Raw genomic sequence first — 23,406 nt, forward strand, 5'->3', positions numbered from 1 at the left:
TAGCAGGTGTCAGATGACGGACGACAGGCGTCGGATGACAGATGGCAGATGACAGATTTCGTCAAATGTCAGCCGTCACCCCGGCAAGCGCCCCCCCAACACCGGGCACCAGCACCACCACCGGGCCCAAGCACCGAGCCCAAGAACCCAACACCACCGGGCACCAGGCACCGGGCCCAGGCCGCCCGACTTCAACCCCACCCATCAGGTGCCGCCGAGCTTTTCGCCGTACTCGCGCTCGAGCATCTCGAGGGCGTACTTGCGGGCGTCCGGGTCGATCTCGAACGCCTTCTGGATCTGCTTCTCCGCGTTCTCGCCGGAGTAGAGGGGATAGCCGCCCAGCACTTCGCCGCTCTTCTTGGCGAACTTCTCGTCCTTCTTGAGCTTTTCGACCGAGTCCCAGTAGGCCTGCACGATCGAGTCCGGGGTGTCCTCGTTGGCCCACAGACCCTTCTGGTAGGTGCAGCCGGGCACGAGGAACGCCTTGTAGGAGTCGTAGGCACGGCCCGAGGGCTTCTTGCCGTACATCTCCTTGTAGAACTCCTCGACGGTCGGCAGCTCCGGCGCGTTCGGATCCCGCACGACCTTCCCGTCCTTGAGGACGCCGAAGGACATCAGCGGCACCGCCTTGCCCTTCTTGACCAGGGGCTCCACCTGGGACTTGTACGCGGAGGTCGTCTGGTAGTCGATGTCGACCTCGCCGCGCTGGTACGCGAGCATCGCCGTCTCACGGCCCTCGAAGCCGAACGTCGCGTCGACAGGCTTCTTCAGCACGTCCATCGCCTGAAGCATCGTCATGTCGAGACCGGTGGCGCTGATGCCACCGTACTTGAGCTTCTTCTTCGACTTGGCCAGGTCCTTCGCGCTCTTGATCCCCGTCTTGGGCGAGGTGTAGATGACACCGCCGGAGCCGTTCATGATCAGCGGCCGCATCTTGGAGAAGTCGAACTCCACCTCGGGACGCTTCAGCAGCGCCTGGAAGTACGTGGTCCCGGAGGTGACGAGGACCTGCTTGCCGTCCGTCCCGCCCGAGCGTACGAACTCGTTGGACCCGGTGATGCTCTCCCCGCCCGGCTTGTTCTCCGGCAGGAACGTCGGGCCGCCCGCGACGTGCTTCTTCAGGTACGGCTCCAGGAAGCGCGCCCAGGTGTCCGTCCCGCCTCCCTCGTCGTAGGGGATCACCATCTCGACGCGCGACGGGATCTTCGCGCCCGCGTCGGTCTTGCCGTCGTCCCCGACGCCCTGGGGATTGCCACAGGCGGCGAGTCCGAGACTGACGGCGGCGATCGCTCCGGCTGTCCGTATCCGGGCCATCGGTTTGCGGCGGTTGCGGCTCATCGCCGGTCCTCCTTCGAGCTTGTTCGAGCTTGAACGGCTGGCGGGTTGCGATCGGCACGGCCTGTGGCGGGGGGTTCGCCGGTCTTGTGAACTGATGCGGCTGTCGGGGCTGTTCGGGCTGTGGGTCCCGTTCGGGTCCGGGCCCTGGAGTCCGGTCATCGAGTACGGGTCATTGAGTTCGGGCCCTGGAGTACGGGGCATGGAGTACGGGCTGCCGGGCCCCGGCCGCCGGGTCCGGACCGCCGGGCCCGCCCGGGCTGCCTCGTCCGGCCGGGGCTCCGGACCGGGTCGTCCTCTCGGTTCGCTACGCGGGCACGGCGCCGACCTTCGAGTCGGGTACGACGACCTCCCCGGCCATCAGCCGCCGCGCCGTGCGGTAGCCGGAGACGACGGGGACCGACCACCCGTCCCCGTCCCGCTCCACCTGCGCCGTCATCGGCAGCACGCCCGAGGGGTGAGCTATGCGGATCTCGCCCGCCGACGGCTCCGTACCGGCGACCCCCGAGACGACCGTCCCGGGGATCACCGCGGCGACGGCCGTGCAGATGGCGCCGCTCAGCGCGTACGAGCGGTGCAGCCGGCCCATCGACATCATCGAGGCCCGCAGTGTCTGGCCGTTGCGATGCTGCACCATGCCGTCGGCCAGCGGATAGTCGCGCGGAGCACCGACCATGGCGAGCTTGGGCACCGAGGGGGTGCGCGCCGTCGCATCCTCGGGGGAGGACGCGGTGCCGATGTGCACTCCCGCCGAGGCCCGTATGAGTTCGAGCCGGGCGAGGAGCGCGGGGTCCGAGTCGATCTCGTCGGGGAGTTCGTTGCCGGTCAGGCCGAGTGACTCCCACCTGACGAAGAGCAGCGGGTTCGCGGCGTCGACGACGGACATCTCGACCGCGCCCAGCCCGGGGACCTCCACCTCGTCGACCAGCCGCCCCGTGGGCAGCAGTTCGCCGGTGACGGCGCCGCCCGGTTGCAGGTAGTCGAGCCGGATGCTCGCCCCCGTGCCGGGGACCCCGGGGATGGCGAAGTCGCCGGCCGGGTCGTACCGGCCGCCGCGGGTGGGCACGTGCGCGGCGACGGTCTTGCCGGTGTTCAGGTTCAGGAACCTCACCCGCGTCACGGGGTCGGTCGCCTGCACCAGCCCCTCCTCGACGGCGAAGACGCCCACGGCGGCGGACATGTTGCCGCAGGTGCCCGTGCGGTCCACGAGCGGATGGTCGATCGAGACCTGCCCGAACTCGTATGTCACGTCGACGCCGAGGTGGCTGCCGTCCGCGATGATCGCCGTCTTGCTGGTCGCGGAGGTGGCGCCGCCCAGGCCGTCGACCTGCCTGCGGTACGGGTCGGGGCTGCCGTACGCGGCCAGGATGAACCGGTCCCGCAGTCCGGGATCGGAGGGGAGGTCGGCCTCGTGGAAGAAGAGTCCCCGGCTGGTCCCGCCCCGCATCAGTACCGCCGGTACCTGCATCGTCCGCCCGCCTCCCACTCGCCATGCAAGTTGCATGCAATCTGTACGCCAAGTGGGCCACACCCTGCTACAGGTGGGGCCTGAACGCCATCTCCCATCTCTCCACGCAGGGTTAAGTTCTGCTTAAGGCACTGCTAGATTCCGCGTGTGCACGTGGACATAGGCAGGTCGAGACTGCTGGCCGCGGTCGCCCGGTACGGATCGATGACCGCCGCCGCGGACCGCCTCGCGTACACGCCCTCCGCGGTCTCGCAGCAGATCCGCAAGCTGGAGGGCGAGTTGGGGCTACAGGTCCTCGACCGCCACGCGAAAGGCGTCGACCTCACGGACGCGGGGCGCGCCGTCGTCGAGCACGTCGCCGGTATGGAGCGTGAACTGGCAGCGCTGGAAGAGCAGTTGGAGCACATCCGCGGTGCGCGCGCCGGCACCCTGCGGCTCGGCACCTTCCCCACCTTCGGCGCCTCGCTGCTGCCCTTCGCGATCACCAGCTTCACCGCGCGGCACCCGGGGGTCTCCCTCACGGTGCGCAGCGCACGCCTCGCCGGGCTGCTGGAACTGCTGCACACCCGCGAGATCGAGATGGCCGTCCTCTGGGACTACGAGTGGTCCCGCCTCGACGAACGGGGCCTGAGCATCCAGCAGTTGCTCCTGGACCCGACGCGGCTGGTCGTCTCCGCCGGGCACCGCCTGGCGGGCCGTACCGGCACCGGCTTCGGCGAACTCGCGCGGGAGCGCTGGATCACCAGGGCCGACCGCCACCCCGTCGTGGACGTGCTGCTGCGCACCTGCCAGGCCGCCGGCTTCGAACCGGCGGTCGCCTTCGAGGCGCACGACTACCAGGAGGCGCAGGCGATGGTGGCCGCCGGTCTAGGTGTCGCGCTGGTGCCGCAACTCGCCCTGAGCGGCGTGCGCGAGGACGTGCGCGTGCTGGACCTCGGCGGCCAGGCCCCCGTGCGGCGCATCATGCTCGCGCACTCGGCGGACCGCGCGCCGTCGCCGGTCGGTACGGCGATGGCGAAGATCCTGCGGGAGGTCGTACGGGAGGGCGCCGGCTCCGCGACCCCTCGGCGGGCCGACGGCCGGAAGCGAAGGGACGATTCGCCGCCTCCGCACTAAACTGCCGCGCGGCGAGCGGGCTGCCGACGGGGCGAGGGGGCGGATGTGGCCGGTTCTGCGAGCGTGACGGGGGAACTCCGGGCGGTACTGCGGCGGTTACGGTCGAGCGGGACCGCCGTCTGGTCGGCCGCGTGCCTGGCGGCATGGACCGTGTTCGTGCCACTGCTGGGGCCGTGGCTGGCCCTGGCCGGGCTGCTGATCCCCTTCTTCGCGTTCTTCCCGTTTCCTCCGTTCGCGGCGCTGTGGCGGATGCGCAGAGCCCGCTTCACCGCGAGGTGGTCGTGGCGGGGGCTGCTGCGCGTGCAGACGCTCGCGCTGCCGGTGGCGATGCTGGCGCTCTGCGCCGGCCTGCTCACGGTGGTCCCGCACGACAGGGCGATCTTCCGGGCCGTGCTCGCGCTGCCCCTGATCGTCGTCGTGTTCGCCGTGTCCGGCGCGGTCGAGATCCGTCCCGTGGCCCGTTCCGGCGGTCAAGTGACGGGCGACAGCGACCACTTGGAGGAACCCCACGATCAAGTGGCGGGCGCTGGTGACCACTCGGAGAGTTCCGGCGGTCAAGCGGCCGGGACCGGCGGCCACTTGCCCGGCTCCGGCAGCCACTTGGACGGCTCCGGCAGCCACTTGCCCGGCTCCGGCGGCCACGAGGAGACGATCACCGGGCTGCCCGCGGCACCGTCCATGTCGTCCCTCGTCGTCAAGGCGCTGCTCACCGCCGCGCTGTCGGGGGCGTACGCCTGGGCGATCCGTACGGCCTTACGGCTGATGCTCACGGGAGACCGGCGTCCCATCTCGCCAGAGGCCGAGAGGGCCGCGCGGTGGGCCGACGCGCAGGTCGCCTCAAGCCTGTTCGGGCCGACGTACGACCGGCAGTGGTACTGGGCGGTCCTGGTCGGCGCGGCGGCTCTGCTCGCCGTCGGCTGCGCCCTCCTGCTGCGGAACTCGCTGCTGCGGGCCGCCGCGAAGACGGACCCCTTCGACGGCGGCGCCGGTGCGGACGAGGGGCCCGCCGAGTCCACGAGCAAGGTGTTCCTCAGCTACTCCCGCAAGGACACCGAGTTCGCGCGCAGGCTGTGTGACCGCCTGGAGGAGCGGCTGGGCGAACTGTGGGTGGACTGGCAGGCGATCAGCCCGTCCGAGGAGTGGCGGGAGTCCATATCCCGTGCCGTCCGCACCTCCGACGCGTTCGTCGTGCTGCTGAGCAGGGAGGCCCTGGCGTCCACGTACTGCTGGGACGAGGTCCGGCAGGCCATCGAGCTGCGCAAGCGGATCCTTCCCGTGGTGATCGACCCGGCGCTGGAGCGCGGCAGCACCAGCGGTGTGATGCGGGAACGCGGGTGGAGCGAGCTGACGGCGTACCAGAACCTGTCGCTGGTGGAGCCCGACGAGGACGAACTCGCCCAGGGCGTCGAGGACATCGCCGCCTTCGTGCACCAGCATCACCGGTGGGCGGCCTTCCACTCACGGCTGGCCGTGCTCGCCCACCAGTGGTGGGAGGGCGGCCGCAGTGACGGGCTGCTGCTGCGGGCCGACGAGCTGTCCGTCGCCGAGGCGTGGCGGCGGCACACCCCGGACGAGGACGACTTCCGCGCCGGGCTCACCGAGAGGCAGCGGCACTATCTGGAGGCCAGCCGCACCTCCGTACGGCGGCGGGCGCTCCGCGTCCGCTCCGCGCTGGCCGCGGGCACGGCGGTGGTCGTCCTCCTGTCGGGGCTCGTCGCCGCGGGGCAGGCCGGTGCGGAGGACCAGTACCGGGCGGCGCTCTCCCGCAAGCTGGCCGCCCTCTCCGGCGACGTGGCGGACACCGATCCGGAGAAGGCCGTCCAGTACGCGCTGGCCGCGCGCGGACAGGCGGACACCGCCGAGGCGAGGAACGCCGTCGCGGAGCAGCTGGACGAGTTCGACTCGGTGCGCACCGTCGTCGCCCCGCGCGGCGCCACCGTGGAGCAGCTGGCGCTCAGCCGCAAGGGAGACGTCCTCCTCATCGACCGGGACACGAGCACGGAGGTGTGGGACGTGAAGCGGGCACGCAGCCGGGGACTGCTGCCGGGCAGCCTGCTCTACTCGCAGGACGGCCCCCGTTCCCTGTCGGCCGACGGCCGGACCATGGCGGTGCTGTCGGTGGACGGCGCGCAGGTCGATCTGGTCGACACGCGGACGCTTCAGGTCAAGGACAGCTTCACGGCGGCGGAAGGGGGCGTGGGCGGGCGGTTCGTATGGGGAGCCTTGAGTGCGGACGGCAGGCATCTGCTGGCCGGCTCGCTCCCCAGCTCCCCGGACGAGCCCTCCGACGTGGTGTGGGACGTACGCCGCCATCGCTCCCTCGGAACCCTCGACTGCCTGGCCACCCTGGCGCCCTCGGGGCGCAGAGTCCTGTGCGAGGACGACGACCGGCCCGAACTCAAGGACGTCGCGGACCTGGAGGACCCCGACTCCGAGCAGCACACCCGCGCATTCGACGCCAAGGACAGCAGCTTCGTGGCCTTCACCGCCGACGACGGAATGCTGTTCAACGTCTCGGGCGAGACCCGTCTCTACGGGCCGGGAGGCGAGCACCCGGAGGTGCCGGTGCCCGGCAAGGCCGTGGTCTCCCGCGAGGGCGGCGGCCCCGCCGTGCTCGACGGACGCTATGCGGTCTTCGCCCACGCCGGTGAGAAGCCGTTCGAGCTCTGGGACCTGCCGGACCACCGGCGCATCAAGTCCGCCGACAGCGTCGAGGAGGCGATCGGGGCGGGCAAGGGCCGGAAGGCGCCGGAGTTCGACCGCGCCGAGTCGGACGCCGAAGCGGACACGCCGCACGGATCGCTCGTAGCGACGGCGGCGGCCGACGGCTCGGTCGTGCTGTGGAACAAGGGCGGCTCGGGAGGTGTCAGCAAGCACCTGCCGGTCCCCGGGCAGAAGGGCCAGTACGCGATCAGCCCGGACGCACGCACCGTGGCCTCGGCCACCAGCCGCGGCGTGAGCACCTGGGACACCCGAACCGGCCGCCGCACGGGGAAGTTCGAGGTCTCGGGCATCAAGGGCGCGCTCGCCCTCGACCGGCACGGCTCGATGGTCGCCGTCGCCACGGGAGACCGCAGCGATCAACTGCTGAAGCTCCGTGTGGAGGTCTTCCGGATACGCGACGGCCGGCGGATATCCAGGCTGGACGCGGGTGCCGACAGCAAGAACCATGTCGCGTCCCTGGTCTTCTCACCCGACGGCAGGCAGCTGTACGCGGCGCTCACCGGGCAGTTCAAGGTCGTCGCCTGGGACATGGCCCATCCCGCCCGTCGGCCCCGTACCGTCGCGAGGACCGACGGGTACGCCGATGACGTCGCCCTCAGCGCCGACGGGACCACGCTCGCCGCCACCGGACGCGGCGGCACGATCAGCGTGCGGGACGCGCCCTCCGGACGCCTGCTGCGGACCGTGCGCAATGCGTCCGGCTCGGCGTCCGGCTCGGCGCTGAGCCCGGACGGAGGGACGCTGGCCACCGTGTTCTACCCCGGCCGGTCCGTGGAGCTGTGGAACGTGCGGACGGGCAGGAGGAGCAGCGGCGAGCTCGTGCCCCAAGCGGGCGCGTACGACGTGCAGTTCAGCGCCGACGGGCGCCGGCTCGCGGTCGTGGGCTACCCGGACCGCGGGCTCGTGGACCCCCTGCCCGTGACGCTGTGGGACCTGTCCAGCCGCCGGCCCGTCGGCCCGCGGATCGCCACGGTGCACGACCGCGGAGCCGTGGGCATCGCCCCGGACGGCGACAGCGTGGTGACCGCCGGCCGCTACGGCACGTCCGTCGTCGACGTCACCGCCAAGGGACGCGTCTCCTCGCTGTGCGGAATGGTCAGCCGAAGGCTCAGCGTGCGGGAGTGGCAGGACGTGGCGCCCGGGGAACGCTTCCGCTGGCCATGCTGACCGGTACGCGCTGACCGGTACGCAGGTCCCGTACGTGTACGTACCGATCACGTACGTACCGGCCGCGTACGCACCGACCGCATGCCTGCCGGACGCCGTGGCGGGTCCGGCAGGCTCAGCCCACCGTCCAGCGGATCATCCACGCCTCGTTCTGCACCGAGATCACGTGCTCGCACTCGGCCACGAACCGGTCGGCGGCCTCCGGTGCCCGCTCGGCGCCGGCCGACCACCCCTCCAGCAGCCGCTCCAGCTCCTCGGCGGTGCGTGTGAACTCCAGCTGCTGGTAGGCGTATCGCTGCGCCAGCGCATGGGCTGTCACCGCCACCCCGGCCGAAGCCGCGACGGCGACCCACGCCGCGAGCCGCTCGACCCCCCACGTGGCGGCGACCGCCGCCATCACCGCACCCAGCCCGCCCAGCGCGAACTCGATCCGCTCGTGCAGCCCGACCTTGCGCCTCATGTACGCGGCCCGCGGCCGGTAGTACCCCTCCAGCTGCCGCCGCAGCCGTAGCTCCGCATACGACTCCTCGTCCCGTACGCCGGGTACCGGACGCTCCTCGGGAGTGATGCCGGTGGTGTGCCGCAGCAGGTCCCCGCCGTCCGCGACGAACCCGCGGGCCCGCTCGCGCAGCAGCTCACCGGCCGCCTCATTGCCCCGGTAGGCGCCGGCTCCGGCCATGCATACATACGACTCGGCCTTGAGCGCCTCGGAGACGGCGCGCACCCGGATCCATTCGCTCACCGTGTCGGGTCCGCCGCGCCGGGCCGCCAGCGGAGCGCATCCGGCGGCGGCCGCCGCGGCGAAGGCCAGCGCCCTCCCGGCGGACTCGCTCCACATCAGCGCCTGGGAGGCCGCGGTGCCCAGCGCCGCCGCCGCCAGTCCCAGCGCCAGCGCCGCCACCCGGGCCCGTACCACCTGTGCCTTGAGCCGGCCCGCGGCCTGGGACCACACGCTCTGCTGATCCCAGACGGCGGATATCGCCGCGGTCCGTGAGGGCCCCGTCATAGAAGGATGATGACAGGGCGTAGCGGAGCCGCCAAGGCGGGTGCCACCGGGCGGCGTTGGGGCGGCGCCCTGCTCAACTCCCGGCGCCACGGTCTCCGTTGGGGTCACTTCGGTTGGCCCGTGCGGTCCGTCCTCCTCCGTCGAGGCGCCGCCGTCCGGGGGCGCTCGACCCGGACGCTCCCGCGGCGGGATCGTCAACTCCCGTGCCCTGCCCCGGCCGAGGGGCGGGGACGGTAGCGGGCGACGAGGATGCCGCCGGCCGACGTGGTGACGTCGTCGACATCGAACGCGGAAGGGGCGAAGCCTTCGGCGAACAGACGGCGGCCTGAGCCCAGGACGACGGGGTGGACGCACAGCAGGTATTCGTCGACGAGGCCTCGCGGCGCGAGGGACTTGATCAGCCCGCCGCTGCCCATGATGTGCAGATCGTCGCCCGGGGTGTCCCGGAGCGCGGCGACCGCCGCGGGGACGTCGCCGCCGAGCAGCGTGGAGTTGGGCCACGGCAGCGGCTCGGTCAGGGTGCCGGAAGCCACGTACTTGGGGGCGTTGTTGAGGGCGTCACGGAACGGACCGCCTTCCGCGTTCCAGTGCCCCAGAACCTCCTGGTAGGTGCGGCGGCCCAGAAGGTATCCGCCGCTGGCGGCCAGCCGGCGGCCCCACTCGCTCGTGACGGCCTCGTCGCCGGCGCGCTCAGCGGCCCAGCCGCCGTGGGCGAAGCCGTCGCGGGTGTCTTCGTCGGGCCGGCCGGGTCCCTGCATGACGCCGTCCAGCGTGATGTGCTCGATGGCCACGATCCTCATGGCTCTCCTGTCCGTCGCCGAAACGCGACCGTACGCGTGCGGGCCCGGACGGGCCGAACGCCCCGTGGCAGCAAGGGCGTTGGCGTCCTCACGGTCGCTCCTTGCGTTCTGTGACCGGGGACCGCGGGGAAACTCATCGGCCGTCCCCGCCCCGCCCCGTCCCCTCCCGTCCCTGCCGGCGGCCCGTACCGGGCTGCGTTCACCCATTGCCGGTACGTCTGGCACCGTCTAGCTTTGTCAGGGTCACCCTGACAAAGAGCCGACGACGAGGAGTGCGCCGTGACCGCGACATCGCCGGGCACCGTCACCGAAATCGCCCGCTGTTCCTTCTGCGGCAAGCCGGACACCGAGGTCGGCAAGCTGGTCGCCGGCGCCGGAGTGCACATCTGCGACGAGTGCGTGGCCCTGGCCGCCTCGGTCATCGACGAGAGCTCCGGCGGCCCGGCGCGACCGCGCGTACCCGTCTGGGAGTCGCTGGCGGACGGGGAGATGCTGAGCCACATTCCGCGCGTCGCCGCGCACATCGATCAGGCAGAGGCCGATCTGCGCGCGTGGGTGGGGGAGTTGCGCAGGCGGGGCGTCGCCTGGGCAAGGATCGGCGAAGCCCTCGGGATCAGCCGGCAGTCCGCGTGGGAGCGGTTCGCCGGGACCGGGACCGGGGCCAGGACCGAGACCGGGAACGGGGCGGAGTCCGCCGGGGAGTGACGCCCAGCCCGCGGCCCTCCCGGGTGCCGGTCCAGGAGAGCCCGGAAAAAAATCCGGCGGCCATGTCGAGAGCCCGTGCCCGGCTCCGTCCCCGTAGTGAGCGCGGCCAGAATGGGCCGTACCAGCACCGAGGAGAAGACGATGGCCAAGTACCTGCTGCTCAAGCACTACCGCGGCGCCCCCGCCCCGGCCAACGACGTGCCGATGGACCAGTGGACGCCGGATGAGATCTCGGCGCACGTGCAGTACATGAACGACTTCGCGGCCCGGCTGGAGCGCACCGGCGAGTACGTCGACAGCCAGGCGCTCGCACCCGAGGGGACGTTCGTCCGGTACGACGGCGAGGGCCGCCCGCCGGTCACCGACGGCCCGTTCGCAGAGACCAAGGACCTCATCGCCGGCTGGATGGTGATCGACGTCGACGGCTACGAGCGCGCCGTCGAGCTGGCCGGGGAACTGTCGGCCGCCCCCGGCGCGGGAGGCAAGCCGATCCACGAATGGCTGGAGCTGCGCCCGTTCCTGACCGAGCCGCCCACCATCACGGAGTGACCTGAGTGACCTCCGAGGCAGACGAGGCGGACGAGGCGGTCCTGCTGCGCAGCCTCGTACCGGGCGTGCTCGGGATCCTCGTCCGCCGCGGAGCCGACTTCGCGGCGGCCGAGGACGCCGTGCAGGACGCGCTGGTCGAGGCGGTCCGCATGCGGCAGACCGGCACCTCCACCGGCTCCCCGGACGCGGAACGGTCCGGGGAGCCCATGCGGGACCCCAAGGGCTGGCTGGTCACCGTGGCCTGGCGGCGGTTCCTCGACGCAACCCGGGCCGACGCCGCCCGCCGCCGCCGCGAGGAGTTCGTCGAGGAGCAGCCCGCACCGGGCCCCGCGTCCTCGGTGGACGACACGCTCCAGCTCTACTTCCTGTGCGCCCACCCGTCGTTGACGCCTTCGTCGGCGGTCGCGCTCACGCTGCGCGCGGTCGGCGGGCTGACCACCCGCCAGATCGCCCAGGCCTACCTGGTGCCCGAGGCGACCATGGCGCAGCGGATCAGCCGGGCCAAGCGCACGGTCTCCGGCCACGAGGTCTCCCCTGCCCGAAGGGGACGGGGAAGGTTCGACCGGCCCGGCGACGTCTCCACCGTGCTGCGCGTCCTCTACCTCGTCTTCAACGAGGGCTACTCCGGCGACGTCGACCTCGCCGCCGAGGCCATCCGGCTCACCCGGCAGCTCGCGGCCGCCATCGACCACCCCGAGGTGGCGGGGCTGCTCGCGCTCATGCTGCTCCACCACGCGCGGCGCGCCAGCCGTACCGCTCCCGACGGCAGCCTGGTGCCGCTCGCCGAGCAGGACCGCGGCCGCTGGGACACCGGGGCGATCGCCGAGGGGGTCGGGATCCTTCAGGCGGCCCTCGCCCGCGACCGGCTGGGCGAGTTCCAGGCGCAGGCCGCCATCGCGGCGCTGCACGCGGACGCCGCCACCGCCGAGGAGACCGACTGGGTCCAGATCGTCGAGTGGTACGACGAGCTGGTGCGCCTGACCGACAGCCCGGTCGTCCGGCTCAACCGTGCGGTGGCCGTCGGCGAGGCCGACGGGCCGCGGGCCGGGCTGGCGGAACTCGCGGCGCTGGAGGACTCCCTGAGCGCTTCGGGCAAGGAGCAGCCCGTGCCCCGGCGCGACGCGGTCGCGGCCTACCTCCACGAGCGCGACGGCGACCTGGCGACGGCGGCACGGCTGTACGCGGAGGCGGCCCGCAAGGCACCCGACCTCGCCGAACGCGACCATCTGACCCGCCAGGCGGCCCGGCTCAACACCCTCCGTCGCGGCTGAGGCGGGGCTCGGCGGTGGAGCGGTGCGGCGGTGCCGCCGTGCGGGGCGCGGGGCTTCCTCGCCTCGCCGGAGTCCGGCTGCATCACCGCCGAGATCGTCAACGCCACCGGCGGCACTCCCCTGCCCTGACCTCCGCCGATACGGCGATACCGACACCGATACCGACACCCGTACCGGCACCGATACCGGCACCGACGCCGACGCCGACGCCGACACGACACGACACGACACCGACACCGGCCTCCAAGTCGCGGGCCCGAAAACCCACGTGGCCGCTGCGCGCCCTTCCGATACGGTCGGGCGGTGCCCGAGCTGGAGCGGCTGCGTGCCGGTCATGCCCCGGCGGTCCTGGCCTTCGAGCTGGCGAACCGCGCCTACTTCGCCGCCTCCGTCTCCGACCGCGGCGACGACTACTTCGACCGGTTCGCCGAGCGGTACGACGCCCTGCTGGCCGAGCAGGAGGCCGGCGTCTGCGCCTTCCACGTGCTCGTCGCCGAGGACGGCTCGGTACTGGGGCGGTTCAACCTGGTCGACATCGAGGACGGCACCGCGGAACTGGGCTACCGGGTCGCGCAGCACGTCACCGGCCGCGGCGTGGCGACCGCGACCGTACGGGAGCTGTGCCGGCTGGCGGCGTCGCGGCACGGGCTGCGCACCCTGTGGGCCGCCACCGCCCACGCGAACACCGCGTCCCAGAAGGTGCTGACGAAGGCCGGGTTCACCCGGGACGGACCGGCGGACCCGGCCGACATCGGCGGCAAGCCGGGCAGCTGGTACCGGCTCGACCTGGTGCCCCGGCAGTAGACCCGTAGCCCCGCGCCCGGCCGGGTCGACGCCCGGGACCCGATGGGTGCGTGGCGAGAGACCATGGCGAGAGACGGACTCCGACCGGGCCCTCAGTCCCCGGCGACCGGGGTGGGCTCGGCCGGCGCACGTGAACTGACCGCGTAGGCAGGGTCGTTCGTACGGTCTCGCGGGACGGCGACGGTCAGTACCGCCGCGATCACCGCCGGGATGGCGAAGGCGTAGAAGCTCCAGTGCGCGGAGAGGGAGCCGTCGTCGATGCGGGTGAGGATGTAGCCGCCGTACGTCGGGCCGGTGATCGCGCCGATCCGGCCGACGCCGAGGGCCCATCCGAGCGCGGTCGCCCGCGCCTGCGGCGGGTAGAGCCCGCCGATGAACGCGTTGACCAGTGTCTGGGTGTTGGAGCCGAAGCCCGCGAGCGCCCCGATGAGCAGGAGTGGCGCGGTCGCGGGTCAGGACCGCTTCTCAGCCGTCCCGCACCTTGACGCCCGGACGCCAGCCCAGCCTGCGCGACAGGCCGAGCCCGCTGGTGATGACCGAAGCGAGGACCGCCTGCGGCTGAACCGACCCGGACCGCACCACGACCGAGAGCGAGGCCACCACGCGGCCCTCGCCGTCCATGATGCGAGTCGCGATCGAGTCCGCGCCCGTGGTCAGCTCCCCTCGCACGAGGGCACTGCCCGTACGCCGGCACTCGGCCAGCTCGCGGCGGAGCATCTCGGGATCGGTGACCGTCCTGGGCGTGTACCGCCGCAGCTCACCCGCGAGGATCCTCCCGGTCAGCTCCGGCCCGGCGTGGCTGAGCAGCGCCTTCCCGACTCCCGAGCAGTGCAGCGGCAGCCGGCCGCCGACCTGCGAGACCAGCCCGAGGGCGCGCGGCGCGGACAGACGCTCGATGATCACCGCTTCCTCACCGTCGAGGATGGCCAGCTGCACGTGCTGATGAAGGGCGGTGTAGAGGTCTTCGATGAAGGGCTGCGCCATCGTCCGCAGCGACTCGGTCAACGGCGCGAGCGTGCCCAGCTGCCACAGCCGGACCCCGATGCCGAAGCGGCCGTCGGGGCGCATTTCGAGCGCACCCGTCTTGGTCAGCTCCAGCACGAGCCGGCGGGCGGTGGGGTGCGGCAGGCCGGTCTTGCGGGACAGCTCGGCCAGGCTCAGCTCGCTCTCGCCGGGGCTGAAGGAGAACAGCAGGTCGAGGAGCCTGGAACTCACGCTCCGCCCGGGTTCACTGGTCCGCGGCACGTGCCTCACCTCCCCGGGACACCCTCCGTATGTCCGTTCAATGACACATGACGGCCCGGCCTCGCGCCAGGGAGGCGGCCACGCCGGAACCGGTGCCGCCCGAAGGGGCCGGCTCCCGCACCTCGCCGACGGAGCCCGGTCCCGAGCCGTCGGCGAGCGGTCCCGAGCCGCCTGCGGCCGGTCAACTCCCGGTCGTGGCACCGGAGTCGCCGAGAAGGCGGACGACGGCCGACGTCACCAGCTCCCTGTCGGTCCGCGGCAGTTCCCCGGCCAGTGACTCCAGCTGTGCGGTGATGCCGTCGTGGGTGTCGTGGGCCAGCCGCGTCCCCTTGCCCGTCAGGGCGACCTGGCACGCGCGGCGGTCATGGGAGCTGCGCCGCCGTGCGACGAGACCGCGGCGCTCGACGCGGTCGACGAGGCCGGTAAGGCTGGACTTCTCCAGGTGCAGCAGACGAGTCAGCTCCGTCATCCCGGCCGGGCCGCGAGTGAGGACGCAGAGCAGCTGGGCCTGCTGAGAAGTGAGGTCGTGGGCCCTGCTGACGTCGGCGAACACCCGCTGCACCAGGTGCGTCAGGCGCACGAGCGCGTCGGCGAAGCCGAGCGCCGTCTCCTCCGTCGCCGGTGCTGCATCGACATCGACCATGGACACCTCCTCGGCTGAGTGTAGTTGACGTTAGTTCGGATCACGAACTATATTAGTTGGTACAACGAACAATCATTACCACGGATCACACGAATCAGGTGTCTCATGGCTGCCACTGTGGTCGTCATCGGTGGGGGATACGGCGGAGTCGCCGTGGCGAAAGCGCTCGACGACGTCGCCGACGTGGTCCTCATCGAGCCTCGCGACGCGTTCGTGCACAACATCGCCGCCCTGCGCAAGCTCGTCGTCCCGGACTGGCCGGGGCGGTTGTTCTTTCCCTACGACCGGCTCCTGAGCCGCGGCCGTATCGTCCGGGACCGTGCGGTGCGGGTGGACGGATCGGGGGTCGAGCTCGGCTCCGGCGACCGGATCACGGCGGACTACGTCGTCCTCGCGACCGGTTCGCGATACCCGTTCCCTTCCAAGCCCGACCTCGACGAGAGCGCCGCCGCGGAGGCCAGGCTCCGTGCCACGCACGGGGCGCTGGCCCGGGCCGGCGGCGTGCTGCTCCTCGGCGCGGGCCCGGCAGGTCTCGAACTGGCCGGTGAGATCAAGGCCGTATGGGCCGACAAGAAGGTGACCGTCGTCGACCCCGCCGAGGACATACTGTCCGGCGGCTTCGCGGAGGGGTTCCGCGCCGAGCTGCGCGGTCAACTCGGCGCGCTGGACGTCGAATTGGTGCTCGGCACCGCGCTGCGTGAGGAGCCTGACTCCGAGCCGGGCGAGACCGGGACGTTCACTGTGATCACGCACTCGGGACGGAAGATCACCGCCGACATCTGGTTCCGCTGCTTCGGAGTCGTACCCGTCAGCGAATACCTGACCGGAGAGCTGGCGCCCGCGCGGCGACGGGACGGGCACGTCGAGGTCGACGGCCGACTGCGGCTGCCCGGCCGGCCGAACGTCTTCGCCGTGGGCGACCTCACCGCCCTCCCGGAGGCCAAGCTCGCCAAAGCCGCGGGCGAGCACGCCGCCGTCGTCGCCCACAACATCGGCACGCTGATCCGTGGCAGCGGAGAGCTGATCACATACACCCCTGCCGCTCCCGCCATCTCACTGCCGCTCGGCCCCGGCGGCGGTGCCTCCTACTCCCCCGACAGGGGCGTCCTGGGCCCGGAGGCCACCTCGCGGCTCAAGGGAAGAGACCTCAGGGTCGGCCCGTACACCACGCTCTTCGGTCTCGACTGAACGGAGCCTGGCGACGGCCTGGGCCGGGGTACGGCGTCCCCTTCGCGTGACCGGCGAGGCGCGCCGGAGCCGGAGCACCTGGGCGGGCTGCTGCCTCGGCGTACTGCTGTCGCTGCCCCACGGCGATGAGACCGGGCGGTGGGCGGGCCGGTCATGACCGCTGCCGACCGGCCTCGGCGTCGGCGCGGTCGCCGGGACCGGTGCCGCCGCCCGTATCCCGAGCCGGACGGCGTGTGCCCGCGACGGGTCCCGCGGTGCGCAGCCTCAGCGCGACGATGCCCAGTCCGAGCAGGCTGACGGCGACGGCCACGGCGAAGGCCGGACGGTAGCCGCCGCCCGCGGCGATCAGACCGGCGAAGGGACTCGCGACCATGATCCCCAGGTCCCAGAAGGAGGTCATGACGCCCACGGCCGTACCGGGGCGCAGGGCACCGGCCCGGCGGAGCGTCGTGGCGACCGTCGCCGGATACATCAGGCCGACTCCGGCGCCCGCGACGGCGGCGCCCAGCAGGGCGGGCCCCTCGGCCCCGACCCCGGCGATCAGCGCGAGCCCGGCGGCCTCGGCACCGAGGGAGCCGATCGCCACCGCGGCTCCGCCGTACCGGTCCACCAGCGGTGAGCCCAGCGCCCGTACGAGCAGGAAGCCGGAGGCGAAGAGGGCGAGCGCGACACCGTCACCGCCGAGGTCCTCGTGCCGTAGGTAGAGGACGAGGAGGGCGGTGACGGTGCCGTATCCCCAGCTGGACAGCCCGAGCGTGAGACCGGGAAGGGGAGCGCCCCTCGGAACGATGTCGCGGAAGCCGCGCGGCAGCGGCGCGAGCCCGTCGCCCGCTCCGCTCGCGCCCCGAGTCGTGAGCACCAGGGCGGCGGCCGCGGCGCCGAGCAGGACGACTCCCCACCACACCCCGGAGAAGCCCAGCCCCCGGTGGAGTCCCACGGCGACCACGGGGCCGAGGGCCAGCCCGCTCCACATGGACAGCCCGAACCAGCCCGCGACCCGGCCGCGCCGCTCCGGCGCGGCGCGGCCGAGCACCCAGGGCAGCGCCCCCGAGAACAGGGCGGCCTCGCCGGCCCCCATGACCAGCCGGGCCAGCAGCAGCGATACGAGGCCGGGGGCAAGGAGGTGTCCGGCGCCGCCCAGTGCCGCGAGGGTGCCGCCGGTGACGACGACCGGGCGGGCGTGGCCGGCGTCGGCCAGCCGTCCGGCGAACGGCCGGGCGCACGCGGTGGCGAGGAAGGCGATGCCGACGGTCGTGCCCGCGGCGAGAGTGCCTGCGTGGAAGTGCCGCACGACATAGGAGGGCAGCGCCTGCAAGGTCGCGCCGAGGGCGAGATAGCCGCAGAGCACCGCCGACCACAGGCGCAGCAGAGGGGCGGCGTCAGAGGCGTCGGAGGCGTCGGAGGCGGCGGTCACCATGGATGAGAAGGTACGGTACGTTACCATCTCTTCGCAACGCGGAGCCCTTCGTCCCCGGTCACCGCCCCAAGTACCGCCCACCGGCGAGAAATCCGCCCCTGAAGGACCGCACCGGCGCTCCGGTACGCTCGAACCCATGCCGGTCAAGGCGGGAAGCACCCTCGATCCCGAGGCCACCCGCGCCCGCGTGCTGGACAGCGCGGCACGCCTCTTCTACGAGCGCGGAGTGCACGTCGTCGGTGTCGGTGAGATCGCCCAGCATGCCGGCGCCTCGAAGCTGACCATCTACCGCTACTTCGGCTCCAAGGACGGTCTCGTCGAGGCGGTCATGGAGCGGCGCAGCGCCCGCATCCACGACTGGCTGGCCCGGCGGCTCGCCGATGCCCCGCCGGGACGCGAGCGGGTGCTCGCGCTGTTCGACACCCTCGCGCACTGGTACGCCGAGCGTGACTACCGCGGCTGCGCGGTGGTCAACACCTCCGTCGAGACCCGCCACGGCGAGGGTCCCGTACGCGAGCTGACCCGGCGCCATCTCACCCGCTACCGCGAGCTGCTGAGCGAACTGCTCGCCGACTGCGGAGTGGCCCGGCCGGTCCCGCTCGCACGGCAGTTGCTGCTGCTGATCGAGGGGTCCACGGTGGTCAGCGCCATCGAGGGAGACCCGGGCGCGGGCCGGGACGCACGCGCGGCGGCCGAGGCCCTGCTCGACGCCGCGACGTCCCGCTGAGCGCACTGCGCCGCCGGGCCGGAGCGCGGCGGCGCCGGCGCGGGTCGGCGTAGACCGGGAGCGCCGGCGTGGGCCCGGAGCACCGGCGGCCCCGTACGGAATCGCTACTCCGGCCGTCACGGGCCGGAGACCGATCCCGTGTCATCTCCGCTTCCGGAGGCCGCGGTTGGGCGCAGCACGGGCCGCCGCATCCGGCGGAACCCGTCGAGCCCCGTACCCCGGCTGTCGTGCCGCTCCCCCAGGCTCTCGAACCCGAGACGCTGATACAGCGCCCAGGCGCGGGTGTTGGAGATCGAGACGTCCCCTTCGAGTCCTGTCAGGCCGGTGTCGCGGGCGACGCGGTCGGCCTCCCGCAGAATCAGCGAGCCGTAGCCCCGTGAGCGGTGTTCCGGGAGCACGGACAGATTCGCGATGAAGAGGCAGTCCGGACTCGGCGGCGCGAACAGCCGGGAGACGGCGAGCGACCGGCGCAGCACCGCCGCCAGACAGGCCGGGCCGAACCGGGCCGAGGACAGCAGCGTCTGCAAGCTCAGCGCCTGGTAGCGGCGCCCCCGGTACAGCGTGATGGTCGCCAGCACCTCTCCGCCGGGGGCGACCGCAAGGAGCTGCTGCCGGTGGCCGAAGATCCCGCGCCCGCGCAGGAAGTCCCGCCTCAGCAGCGCGGCCGGGCCGCCGGGCACCGCGCTCATGGTGGTGTCGATGAGGCCGCGGGACGACTCCCACATCAGGGGTACGACCTGGTCCGCGTCCTCCGGGCGGGCCGTGCGGAACTCGACGGGCAGTGGGGTGCTCATGGGTTCTCCGTGTGTCGGTCGGATCGGTCGGGACGGTCGGATCGGTCGGATCGGTCGGATCGGTCGGGACGGGACCGGCGCACCGCGGCGCAGACGTTCCCGAGGGTGGGCGAGGCGATCAGGTCCCGCAGCCTCGCGTCGAACGCGGACTCGCCCGCCGTGCCCACCACTTCGGCGGCGACCGCGGCGAGCATGCGCAGCAGCGTCAGGGAGTCGCCGCCGAGCCGGTGGAAGTCGTCGCCGGGTCCGGCGCGCAGGCCGGGGTCACCGAGGATCCGCGCCCAGATGCCGGCCACGGCCTCTTCCACGACGTCGTGCGGCTCGTGGCCCGGCGGCGGGCCGACGGACCGCGCGTCACCGGCCGTTGCGCTGTCCGCCCCCGCGGCACCGGTCGCGCCCGCCTCACCGAACGGGTCCGGGAGGGCCCGCACGTCGACCTTCCCGTTGACCGTCCAGGGGAAGGCGTCCACGACGCGGACGGCGACGGGGACCATATAGGCGGGGAGCCGCCGGGAGGCATGCGCCCGCACGGCGTCCGGTTCGGCGGCGCCCGTGACGTAGGCGCACAGCACGGGACCGGCCCCGTCCCGCGGCGGTACGGCGACGGCGACCGCGCGGCTCACGTCCGGATGCGTCTCCAGCGCCGCCTCCACCTCGCCCGGCTCGATCCGGTGGCCACGGATCGACAACTGCTCGTCGGCGCGGCCGAGATACCGGAGCACGCCGTCGGACGTCAGCTGCGCGAGGTCTCCCGTGCGGTACGCGCGAGTGCCGTCGGCGAGGCGCACGAACCGTTCGCGGTCGAGGTCGGGGCGGCCGAGGTAGCCCCTCGCCAGCTGCGCTCCGGCCAGGTGGATCTCTCCCGTGCCGCCCGGCTCGGTGCACCCGCCGTCGGGGTCCAGCAGGAACGCCTCGGTGTTGTCCGCCGGGAGGCCGATCGGCACGGCGGGCCGTCCGCCGTCGCGGTCGGGGTCGAAGGCGTGGACGACGCAGCCGATGGCCGCCTCGGTGGGGCCGTACTCGTTCACGATCAGGCAGTCCGGACCGAACATCCGCTGCGCCCGCGCGGCCACGGTTCCGCGCAGCTGCTCCCCGCCCACCACCAGCGTCCGGAACGACCGCGGCTCGATGTCGAGGGAGCCGATCAAGTCGAGGTGTGCCGGGGTGAGTTTGAGCGCGTTGACGCCCGAGCCGGTCAGCATCTCGCGCAGCACGCGGTGGTCCGGCTCGTCCGGCACCAGCGCGATGCTGCCGCCGGCGGCCGGCGGCAGGAAGAGCGTCGTACCGGTCAGATCGAAGGCCAGCGACGTGAACAGGGCGAACCGGGTGGAGGCGTCGACGCGATAGCGGTCGGTGGCCCACCGCGTGTAGTTCACCAGCGCGCGGTGCTCGACCACGACGCCTTTCGGGCGGCCCGTCGAGCCGGACGTGTAGATGACGTACGCGACGTCGTCGGGCCGCGTCGTGTCGGGCACCGGTTCCGCACCGCTCGCGGGCAGATCGTCCAGGACGAGCGTCGGGCAGTCCGGGCCGGGCAGCGTGCGCTGTGCCCGGCCGGTCAGGCAGCAGGACGCTCCAGCGTCGTCCAGCACCGAGGCGATCCGGGCCGTGGGGTGGGCCGGGTCCAGCGGCAGGTACGCGGCGCCCGCCTTGAGCACGCCCCACAGCCCCGCGACGGCCGCCACACTGCGGTCCGCGAGCAGCCCGACGACCGAGCCGCGGCCCACGCCACGGGCGCGCAGTTCGGCCGCCACCACGTCGGAGCGGCGGTCGAGTTCCCCGTAGGTCACCGGCCCCTCGGGTCCGGTGAGCGCCACCGCGCCGGGGGCCCGGTCGACCTGCCGCCGCAGCAGCGCGGTCAGCGTCAGCGGCGGAACGGAACGGCGCGGACCGGCGACGGCTGGCACGTGCCGCGCGGATGCAGCCCCCGATGCCAGCGACTCGCACACCGAGTCCAGCAGGGCAGCGGCCCGGGCGTCGGCCCGTGGCCCGCCCGGGTGGGACATCGCCAGTTCGGTACGGCCCCCGAACTCCACGGCGGTGAACGACAGCGGCACGAACGGCGCCTGGACGGGCAGCGAGTACACCGAGTCGGCCTCGAAGCCGGGAGCGCACATCTCGTGCGTACCGACGCGGCCCAGCGCGGTGACCAGTGACGAGCAGGAGTAGCGGCCGGTGGCGACGGACGCCGCGTGAGAGGCCGTCAGCACTCCGGCGAGCGCACCGAGCGGCAGCCGTACCGCCATCTCCTCCTCGCCCGCGGCCAGTTCGCGATTCCCGGCGAGGGCCCGCAGCAGTCGCTCGTGCCACTGCTCCCAGGGATCGTCGGCGCGGCCGTCGAGAAAGACGGGAAGGCTCAGGTTGGCGGTGGAGCGCAGTTCCGGCCGGTGCCTGCGCAGGTCCACCGGCACCATCACACGGGTCGCGCCCGGGCTGAGGCGCGCCAGCGCGGCGGCCGTCTTCGCGACGATGCCCGGGTGGGCACCGGGCAACGTACGCCGGTGCCAGCGCGTCGCGTGGCCGCGGCGGACGCCCGGCAGCGGGGAGCGCCATCGCGGGGTGACGGGTTCGCGGCGCGCACCGTCGCCCAGGGTGCCGAGCAGCGCGAGATCGTACAGCGGCGACGGGGCCCCGACGAGCGCCTCGCCCCGCAGCGCACGGAAGACGTCGGCGGTCCACGCGAGCGCGCCCATGGCGTCCATCACCGCGTGGTGGACTCGGAAGACGAGCGTGGTGGTCTCCCCGCCCCCGCCCAGGAGTACGACCTCGCAGCCGCGGCCCTCGGCCGGTGCGAGCGGCTCCCGCGTCGCCGAGTCGTAGTCGCCGGCGGTGCGTACGGCGGGGGCACGGCCGGTGTCCGCCCAGGTCCTGCCCCGCAGTGCCAGGCGCGCTCCGGGGCAGGCGGCGGACGCCTCGGCGACGGCGCGGCGCAGCACGTCCGCGGGGATCGTTCCGGTGCCCTCGACCACTATCTGGATCGCGAAGGGCCGGGCGAGCCGGGCGCCCGCGAGGTAGAGCCACTCCGTGGGCGAGACCGGCCGCCGGAAGGGGGCGCTCTGGTCCGGGCGGCCCGTGTCCGTCCCGGGTCCCGAAGCCCCGTCGGCGGGGGCCTGTCGAACATCGGTCATGTGGTCCGTCGTGGTCCGTTCTCGCCCTTCGGGCGTCGCGTTCCTCTGTCGGTCGGTAGTCGCGGGCGGCCCCCGTTCCGCCCTGTTCCGCCTCCGCTCGCGCGGGAGTCTCCCTGCGGCGGTCCGGCGGTAGGGCGGTCAGTTGGTCCGGTGCTCCGTGGTCATCGGGCATCGGGCATCGGGCATCGGTTATCTGTCATCTGTCAGTTGTCATCTGCCAGCTGTCACCGGTCAGCTGTCACCGCGCATCTGCCAGCTGTCACCGGTCAGCTGCCAGTTGTCACCGGTCACCGGCAGGCGCGTACGAACGCCTCACCGCCGCCGATCGAGTCGACCCAGTCGAGGAGCCCGCGCAGCCCGGTCTCCTGGTCCGTCTCCGGCACGTACCCGAAGTCCCGCTCGGCGGCCCCCGTGTCATAGGTCGCGGATCGGGTGAGCAGGGCGACCTTGTACCGGTTCAACGGGGGCTCCACCCGGGCGCGCAACGGCGGGATCCTCCAGACCAGTTCGACCGCCGCCGCGAGAGCGTCTCTGACCGGCGGCGGGATCGTGCGGGTCGGCGGCCGGCCGCCGAACAGCTCCGCCAGCCGGGCCAGGAACGCCCACAGGTCCGTGCGCTCCCGGTCGGCGACGAAGTACGCCTTGCCGCTGACCCGTTCGGCCGGAGCGGCGGCGGCCTTCAGGCAGGCCGCCACTGCGTTGTCGCTGTGGCACAGGGACACCTGGACGGGCTTGCCTGCGGACAGGTCCGGCAACCGTCCCGAGAGCATCTTCGCGACCATGCGCGGCAGGAAGCCGGAGTGGTCGCGCGGGCCCCAGATGCCGCGCGGGCGCAGCGAGACCGTGGTGAAGTCCGGCCCGTCCGCGGCCAGTACGGCCTGTTCGGCCGCCGCCTTGGTCTCGGAGTACAGGTTGAGGAACCGGTCCGGGTACGGGGTGGACTCGTCGATGCCGAGCCGGTCGCCCTCCTTGACCCGCATCAGCGCGCTGGGGCTGCTGACGAACACGAAGCGGCTCGCACCGGCCCGGCGGGCGGCGCCGAGCAGTTGCTCGGTGCCGGTCACGTTGGCCTGCCTGAACTGGGCGCGGGTGCCGTGGTCCACCACCCGCGCCGCGCTGTGGTGCACGACGTCCACGCCCTCGACGGCCCGTGCCAGGGAGGCGGCGTCCTCCAGGGCGCCGTGGACCAGTTCGACACCCTCGACCGTGCGCAGCCGGGACACGTCGCTGTTCTCGCGTACCAGGGCCCGTACTTGATGTCCTTCCGCGAGGCACCGGTCCACCAGGTGCCCGCCGAGGAATCCGGACGCTCCGGTCAC

General features: G+C 72.9%; 18 protein-coding genes. 8 read left to right on the forward strand and 10 right to left on the reverse strand.

Going from position 1 to position 23,406, the window contains the following annotated elements:
• Window positions 1-204 precede the first annotated feature (204 nt).
• The gene (locus tag HCC61_RS26835) at window positions 205-1,338 is read right to left on the reverse strand and encodes a hypothetical protein (protein ID WP_169139782.1); all 1,134 of its coding nucleotides are present in this window, start codon (window positions 1,336-1,338) and stop codon (window positions 205-207) included.
• A 304-nt stretch (window positions 1,339-1,642) separates the two neighbouring features.
• Window positions 1,643-2,803 carry a PrpF domain-containing protein gene (locus HCC61_RS26840; RefSeq protein WP_169139783.1) on the reverse strand — a complete coding sequence of 387 codons (1,161 nt, stop codon included), beginning with the start codon at window positions 2,801-2,803 and terminating at the stop codon, window positions 1,643-1,645.
• Between the two features lie 147 nt (window positions 2,804-2,950).
• On the opposite strand from HCC61_RS26840, the gene HCC61_RS26845 reads away from it, so the two are divergent.
• Window positions 2,951-3,919 (forward strand): LysR substrate-binding domain-containing protein, encoded by a 969-nt coding sequence (locus HCC61_RS26845; protein WP_346777403.1) that lies wholly within the window; start codon window positions 2,951-2,953, stop codon window positions 3,917-3,919.
• A gap of 156 nt (window positions 3,920-4,075) precedes the next feature.
• Window positions 4,076-7,810 carry a toll/interleukin-1 receptor domain-containing protein gene (locus HCC61_RS26850; protein WP_169139784.1) on the forward strand — a complete coding sequence of 1,245 codons (3,735 nt, stop codon included), beginning with the start codon at window positions 4,076-4,078 and terminating at the stop codon, window positions 7,808-7,810.
• Window positions 7,811-7,925: 115 nt separating this feature from the next.
• On the opposite strand, the gene HCC61_RS26855 is transcribed toward HCC61_RS26850, so the two are convergent.
• Both HCC61_RS26855 and HCC61_RS26860 read right to left on the reverse strand, forming a co-directional pair.
• On the reverse strand, window positions 7,926-8,816 hold the full coding sequence (locus tag HCC61_RS26855) for a DUF4231 domain-containing protein (RefSeq protein ID WP_169139785.1): 891 nt from the start codon (window positions 8,814-8,816) through the stop codon (window positions 7,926-7,928).
• A 194-nt stretch (window positions 8,817-9,010) separates the two neighbouring features.
• Window positions 9,011-9,616 (reverse strand): dihydrofolate reductase family protein, encoded by a 606-nt coding sequence (locus HCC61_RS26860; protein ID WP_169139787.1) that lies wholly within the window; start codon window positions 9,614-9,616, stop codon window positions 9,011-9,013.
• A 279-nt stretch (window positions 9,617-9,895) separates the two neighbouring features.
• Between HCC61_RS26860 and HCC61_RS31340 the strand changes: the two genes are divergently transcribed.
• From HCC61_RS31340 to HCC61_RS26880, 4 genes are all read left to right on the forward strand, one after another.
• Window positions 9,896-10,321, forward strand: a complete 426-nt coding sequence (locus HCC61_RS31340) for a ClpX C4-type zinc finger protein (protein ID WP_169139789.1) — start codon at window positions 9,896-9,898, stop codon at window positions 10,319-10,321.
• 141 nt (window positions 10,322-10,462) lie between these two features.
• On the forward strand, window positions 10,463-10,870 hold the full coding sequence (locus HCC61_RS26870) for a YciI family protein (protein ID WP_169139945.1): 408 nt from the start codon (window positions 10,463-10,465) through the stop codon (window positions 10,868-10,870).
• 5 nt (window positions 10,871-10,875) lie between these two features.
• The gene (locus tag HCC61_RS26875; protein ID WP_169139791.1) at window positions 10,876-12,141 is read left to right on the forward strand and encodes a DUF6596 domain-containing protein; all 1,266 of its coding nucleotides are present in this window, start codon (window positions 10,876-10,878) and stop codon (window positions 12,139-12,141) included.
• A gap of 303 nt (window positions 12,142-12,444) precedes the next feature.
• Window positions 12,445-12,945, forward strand: a complete 501-nt coding sequence (locus HCC61_RS26880) for a GNAT family N-acetyltransferase (RefSeq protein WP_169139793.1) — start codon at window positions 12,445-12,447, stop codon at window positions 12,943-12,945.
• 465 nt (window positions 12,946-13,410) lie between these two features.
• Here the strand turns inward: HCC61_RS26880 and HCC61_RS26890 are convergent, their stop codons facing one another.
• A complete protein-coding gene (locus HCC61_RS26890) occupies window positions 13,411-14,160 on the reverse strand; it encodes an IclR family transcriptional regulator (RefSeq protein ID WP_346777404.1) in 750 nt (249 codons plus the stop codon).
• 211 nt (window positions 14,161-14,371) lie between these two features.
• The gene (locus tag HCC61_RS26895; RefSeq protein WP_169139797.1) at window positions 14,372-14,833 is read right to left on the reverse strand and encodes a MarR family transcriptional regulator; all 462 of its coding nucleotides are present in this window, start codon (window positions 14,831-14,833) and stop codon (window positions 14,372-14,374) included.
• Between the two features lie 105 nt (window positions 14,834-14,938).
• On the opposite strand from HCC61_RS26895, the gene HCC61_RS26900 reads away from it, so the two are divergent.
• Window positions 14,939-16,021, forward strand: a complete 1,083-nt coding sequence (locus HCC61_RS26900) for an FAD-dependent oxidoreductase (protein ID WP_169139798.1) — start codon at window positions 14,939-14,941, stop codon at window positions 16,019-16,021.
• A gap of 151 nt (window positions 16,022-16,172) precedes the next feature.
• Here HCC61_RS26900 and HCC61_RS26905 read toward each other — a convergent pair whose 3' ends face one another.
• Entirely contained in the window at window positions 16,173-17,438 is a 1,266-nt protein-coding gene (locus HCC61_RS26905) for an MFS transporter (protein ID WP_169139800.1), read from the reverse strand.
• A 136-nt stretch (window positions 17,439-17,574) separates the two neighbouring features.
• Between HCC61_RS26905 and HCC61_RS26910 the strand changes: the two genes are divergently transcribed.
• The gene (locus HCC61_RS26910) at window positions 17,575-18,165 is read left to right on the forward strand and encodes a TetR/AcrR family transcriptional regulator (protein ID WP_169139802.1); all 591 of its coding nucleotides are present in this window, start codon (window positions 17,575-17,577) and stop codon (window positions 18,163-18,165) included.
• 116 nt (window positions 18,166-18,281) lie between these two features.
• On the opposite strand, the gene HCC61_RS26915 is transcribed toward HCC61_RS26910, so the two are convergent.
• From HCC61_RS26915 to HCC61_RS26925, 3 genes are all read right to left on the reverse strand, one after another.
• A complete protein-coding gene (locus tag HCC61_RS26915; RefSeq protein WP_169139804.1) occupies window positions 18,282-18,959 on the reverse strand; it encodes a GNAT family N-acetyltransferase in 678 nt (225 codons plus the stop codon).
• Window positions 18,956-22,087, reverse strand: coding sequence for a non-ribosomal peptide synthetase (locus HCC61_RS26920; RefSeq protein WP_169139806.1), 3,132 nt, complete (start codon window positions 22,085-22,087; stop codon window positions 18,956-18,958). Before HCC61_RS26920 ends, HCC61_RS26915 begins: the two co-directional genes overlap by 4 nt.
• Window positions 22,088-22,374: 287 nt before the next feature.
• Window positions 22,375-23,406: an NAD-dependent epimerase/dehydratase family protein gene (locus tag HCC61_RS26925; RefSeq protein WP_346777405.1), complete on the reverse strand. Its 1,032-nt coding sequence runs from the start codon at window positions 23,404-23,406 to the stop codon at window positions 22,375-22,377.

It is taken from the genome of Streptomyces sp. HNM0575 (assembly GCF_012726265.1).
Classification (GTDB): Bacteria; Actinomycetota; Actinomycetes; order Streptomycetales; family Streptomycetaceae; genus Streptomyces.

Bases quoted from the DNA above. Each gene is read 5' to 3' on its own strand.
- HCC61_RS26835 (WP_169139782.1), bottom strand. From the start codon at position 1,338: ATGAGCCGCAACCGCCGCAAACCGATGGCCCGGATACGGACAGCCGGA.
- HCC61_RS26840 (WP_169139783.1), bottom strand. From the start codon at position 2,803: ATGCAGGTACCGGCGGTACTGATGCGGGGCGGGACCAGCCGGGGACTC.
- HCC61_RS26855 (WP_169139785.1), bottom strand. From the start codon at position 8,816: ATGACGGGGCCCTCACGGACCGCGGCGATATCCGCCGTCTGGGATCAG.
- HCC61_RS26860 (WP_169139787.1), bottom strand. From the start codon at position 9,616: ATGAGGATCGTGGCCATCGAGCACATCACGCTGGACGGCGTCATGCAG.
- HCC61_RS26870 (WP_169139945.1), top strand. From the start codon at position 10,463: ATGGCCAAGTACCTGCTGCTCAAGCACTACCGCGGCGCCCCCGCCCCG.
- HCC61_RS26895 (WP_169139797.1), bottom strand. From the start codon at position 14,833: ATGGTCGATGTCGATGCAGCACCGGCGACGGAGGAGACGGCGCTCGGC.
- HCC61_RS26900 (WP_169139798.1), top strand. From the start codon at position 14,939: ATGGCTGCCACTGTGGTCGTCATCGGTGGGGGATACGGCGGAGTCGCC.
- HCC61_RS26905 (WP_169139800.1), bottom strand. From the start codon at position 17,438: ATGGTGACCGCCGCCTCCGACGCCTCCGACGCCTCTGACGCCGCCCCT.
- HCC61_RS26910 (WP_169139802.1), top strand. From the start codon at position 17,575: ATGCCGGTCAAGGCGGGAAGCACCCTCGATCCCGAGGCCACCCGCGCC.
- HCC61_RS26915 (WP_169139804.1), bottom strand. From the start codon at position 18,959: ATGAGCACCCCACTGCCCGTCGAGTTCCGCACGGCCCGCCCGGAGGAC.
- HCC61_RS26920 (WP_169139806.1), bottom strand. From the start codon at position 22,087: ATGACCGATGTTCGACAGGCCCCCGCCGACGGGGCTTCGGGACCCGGG.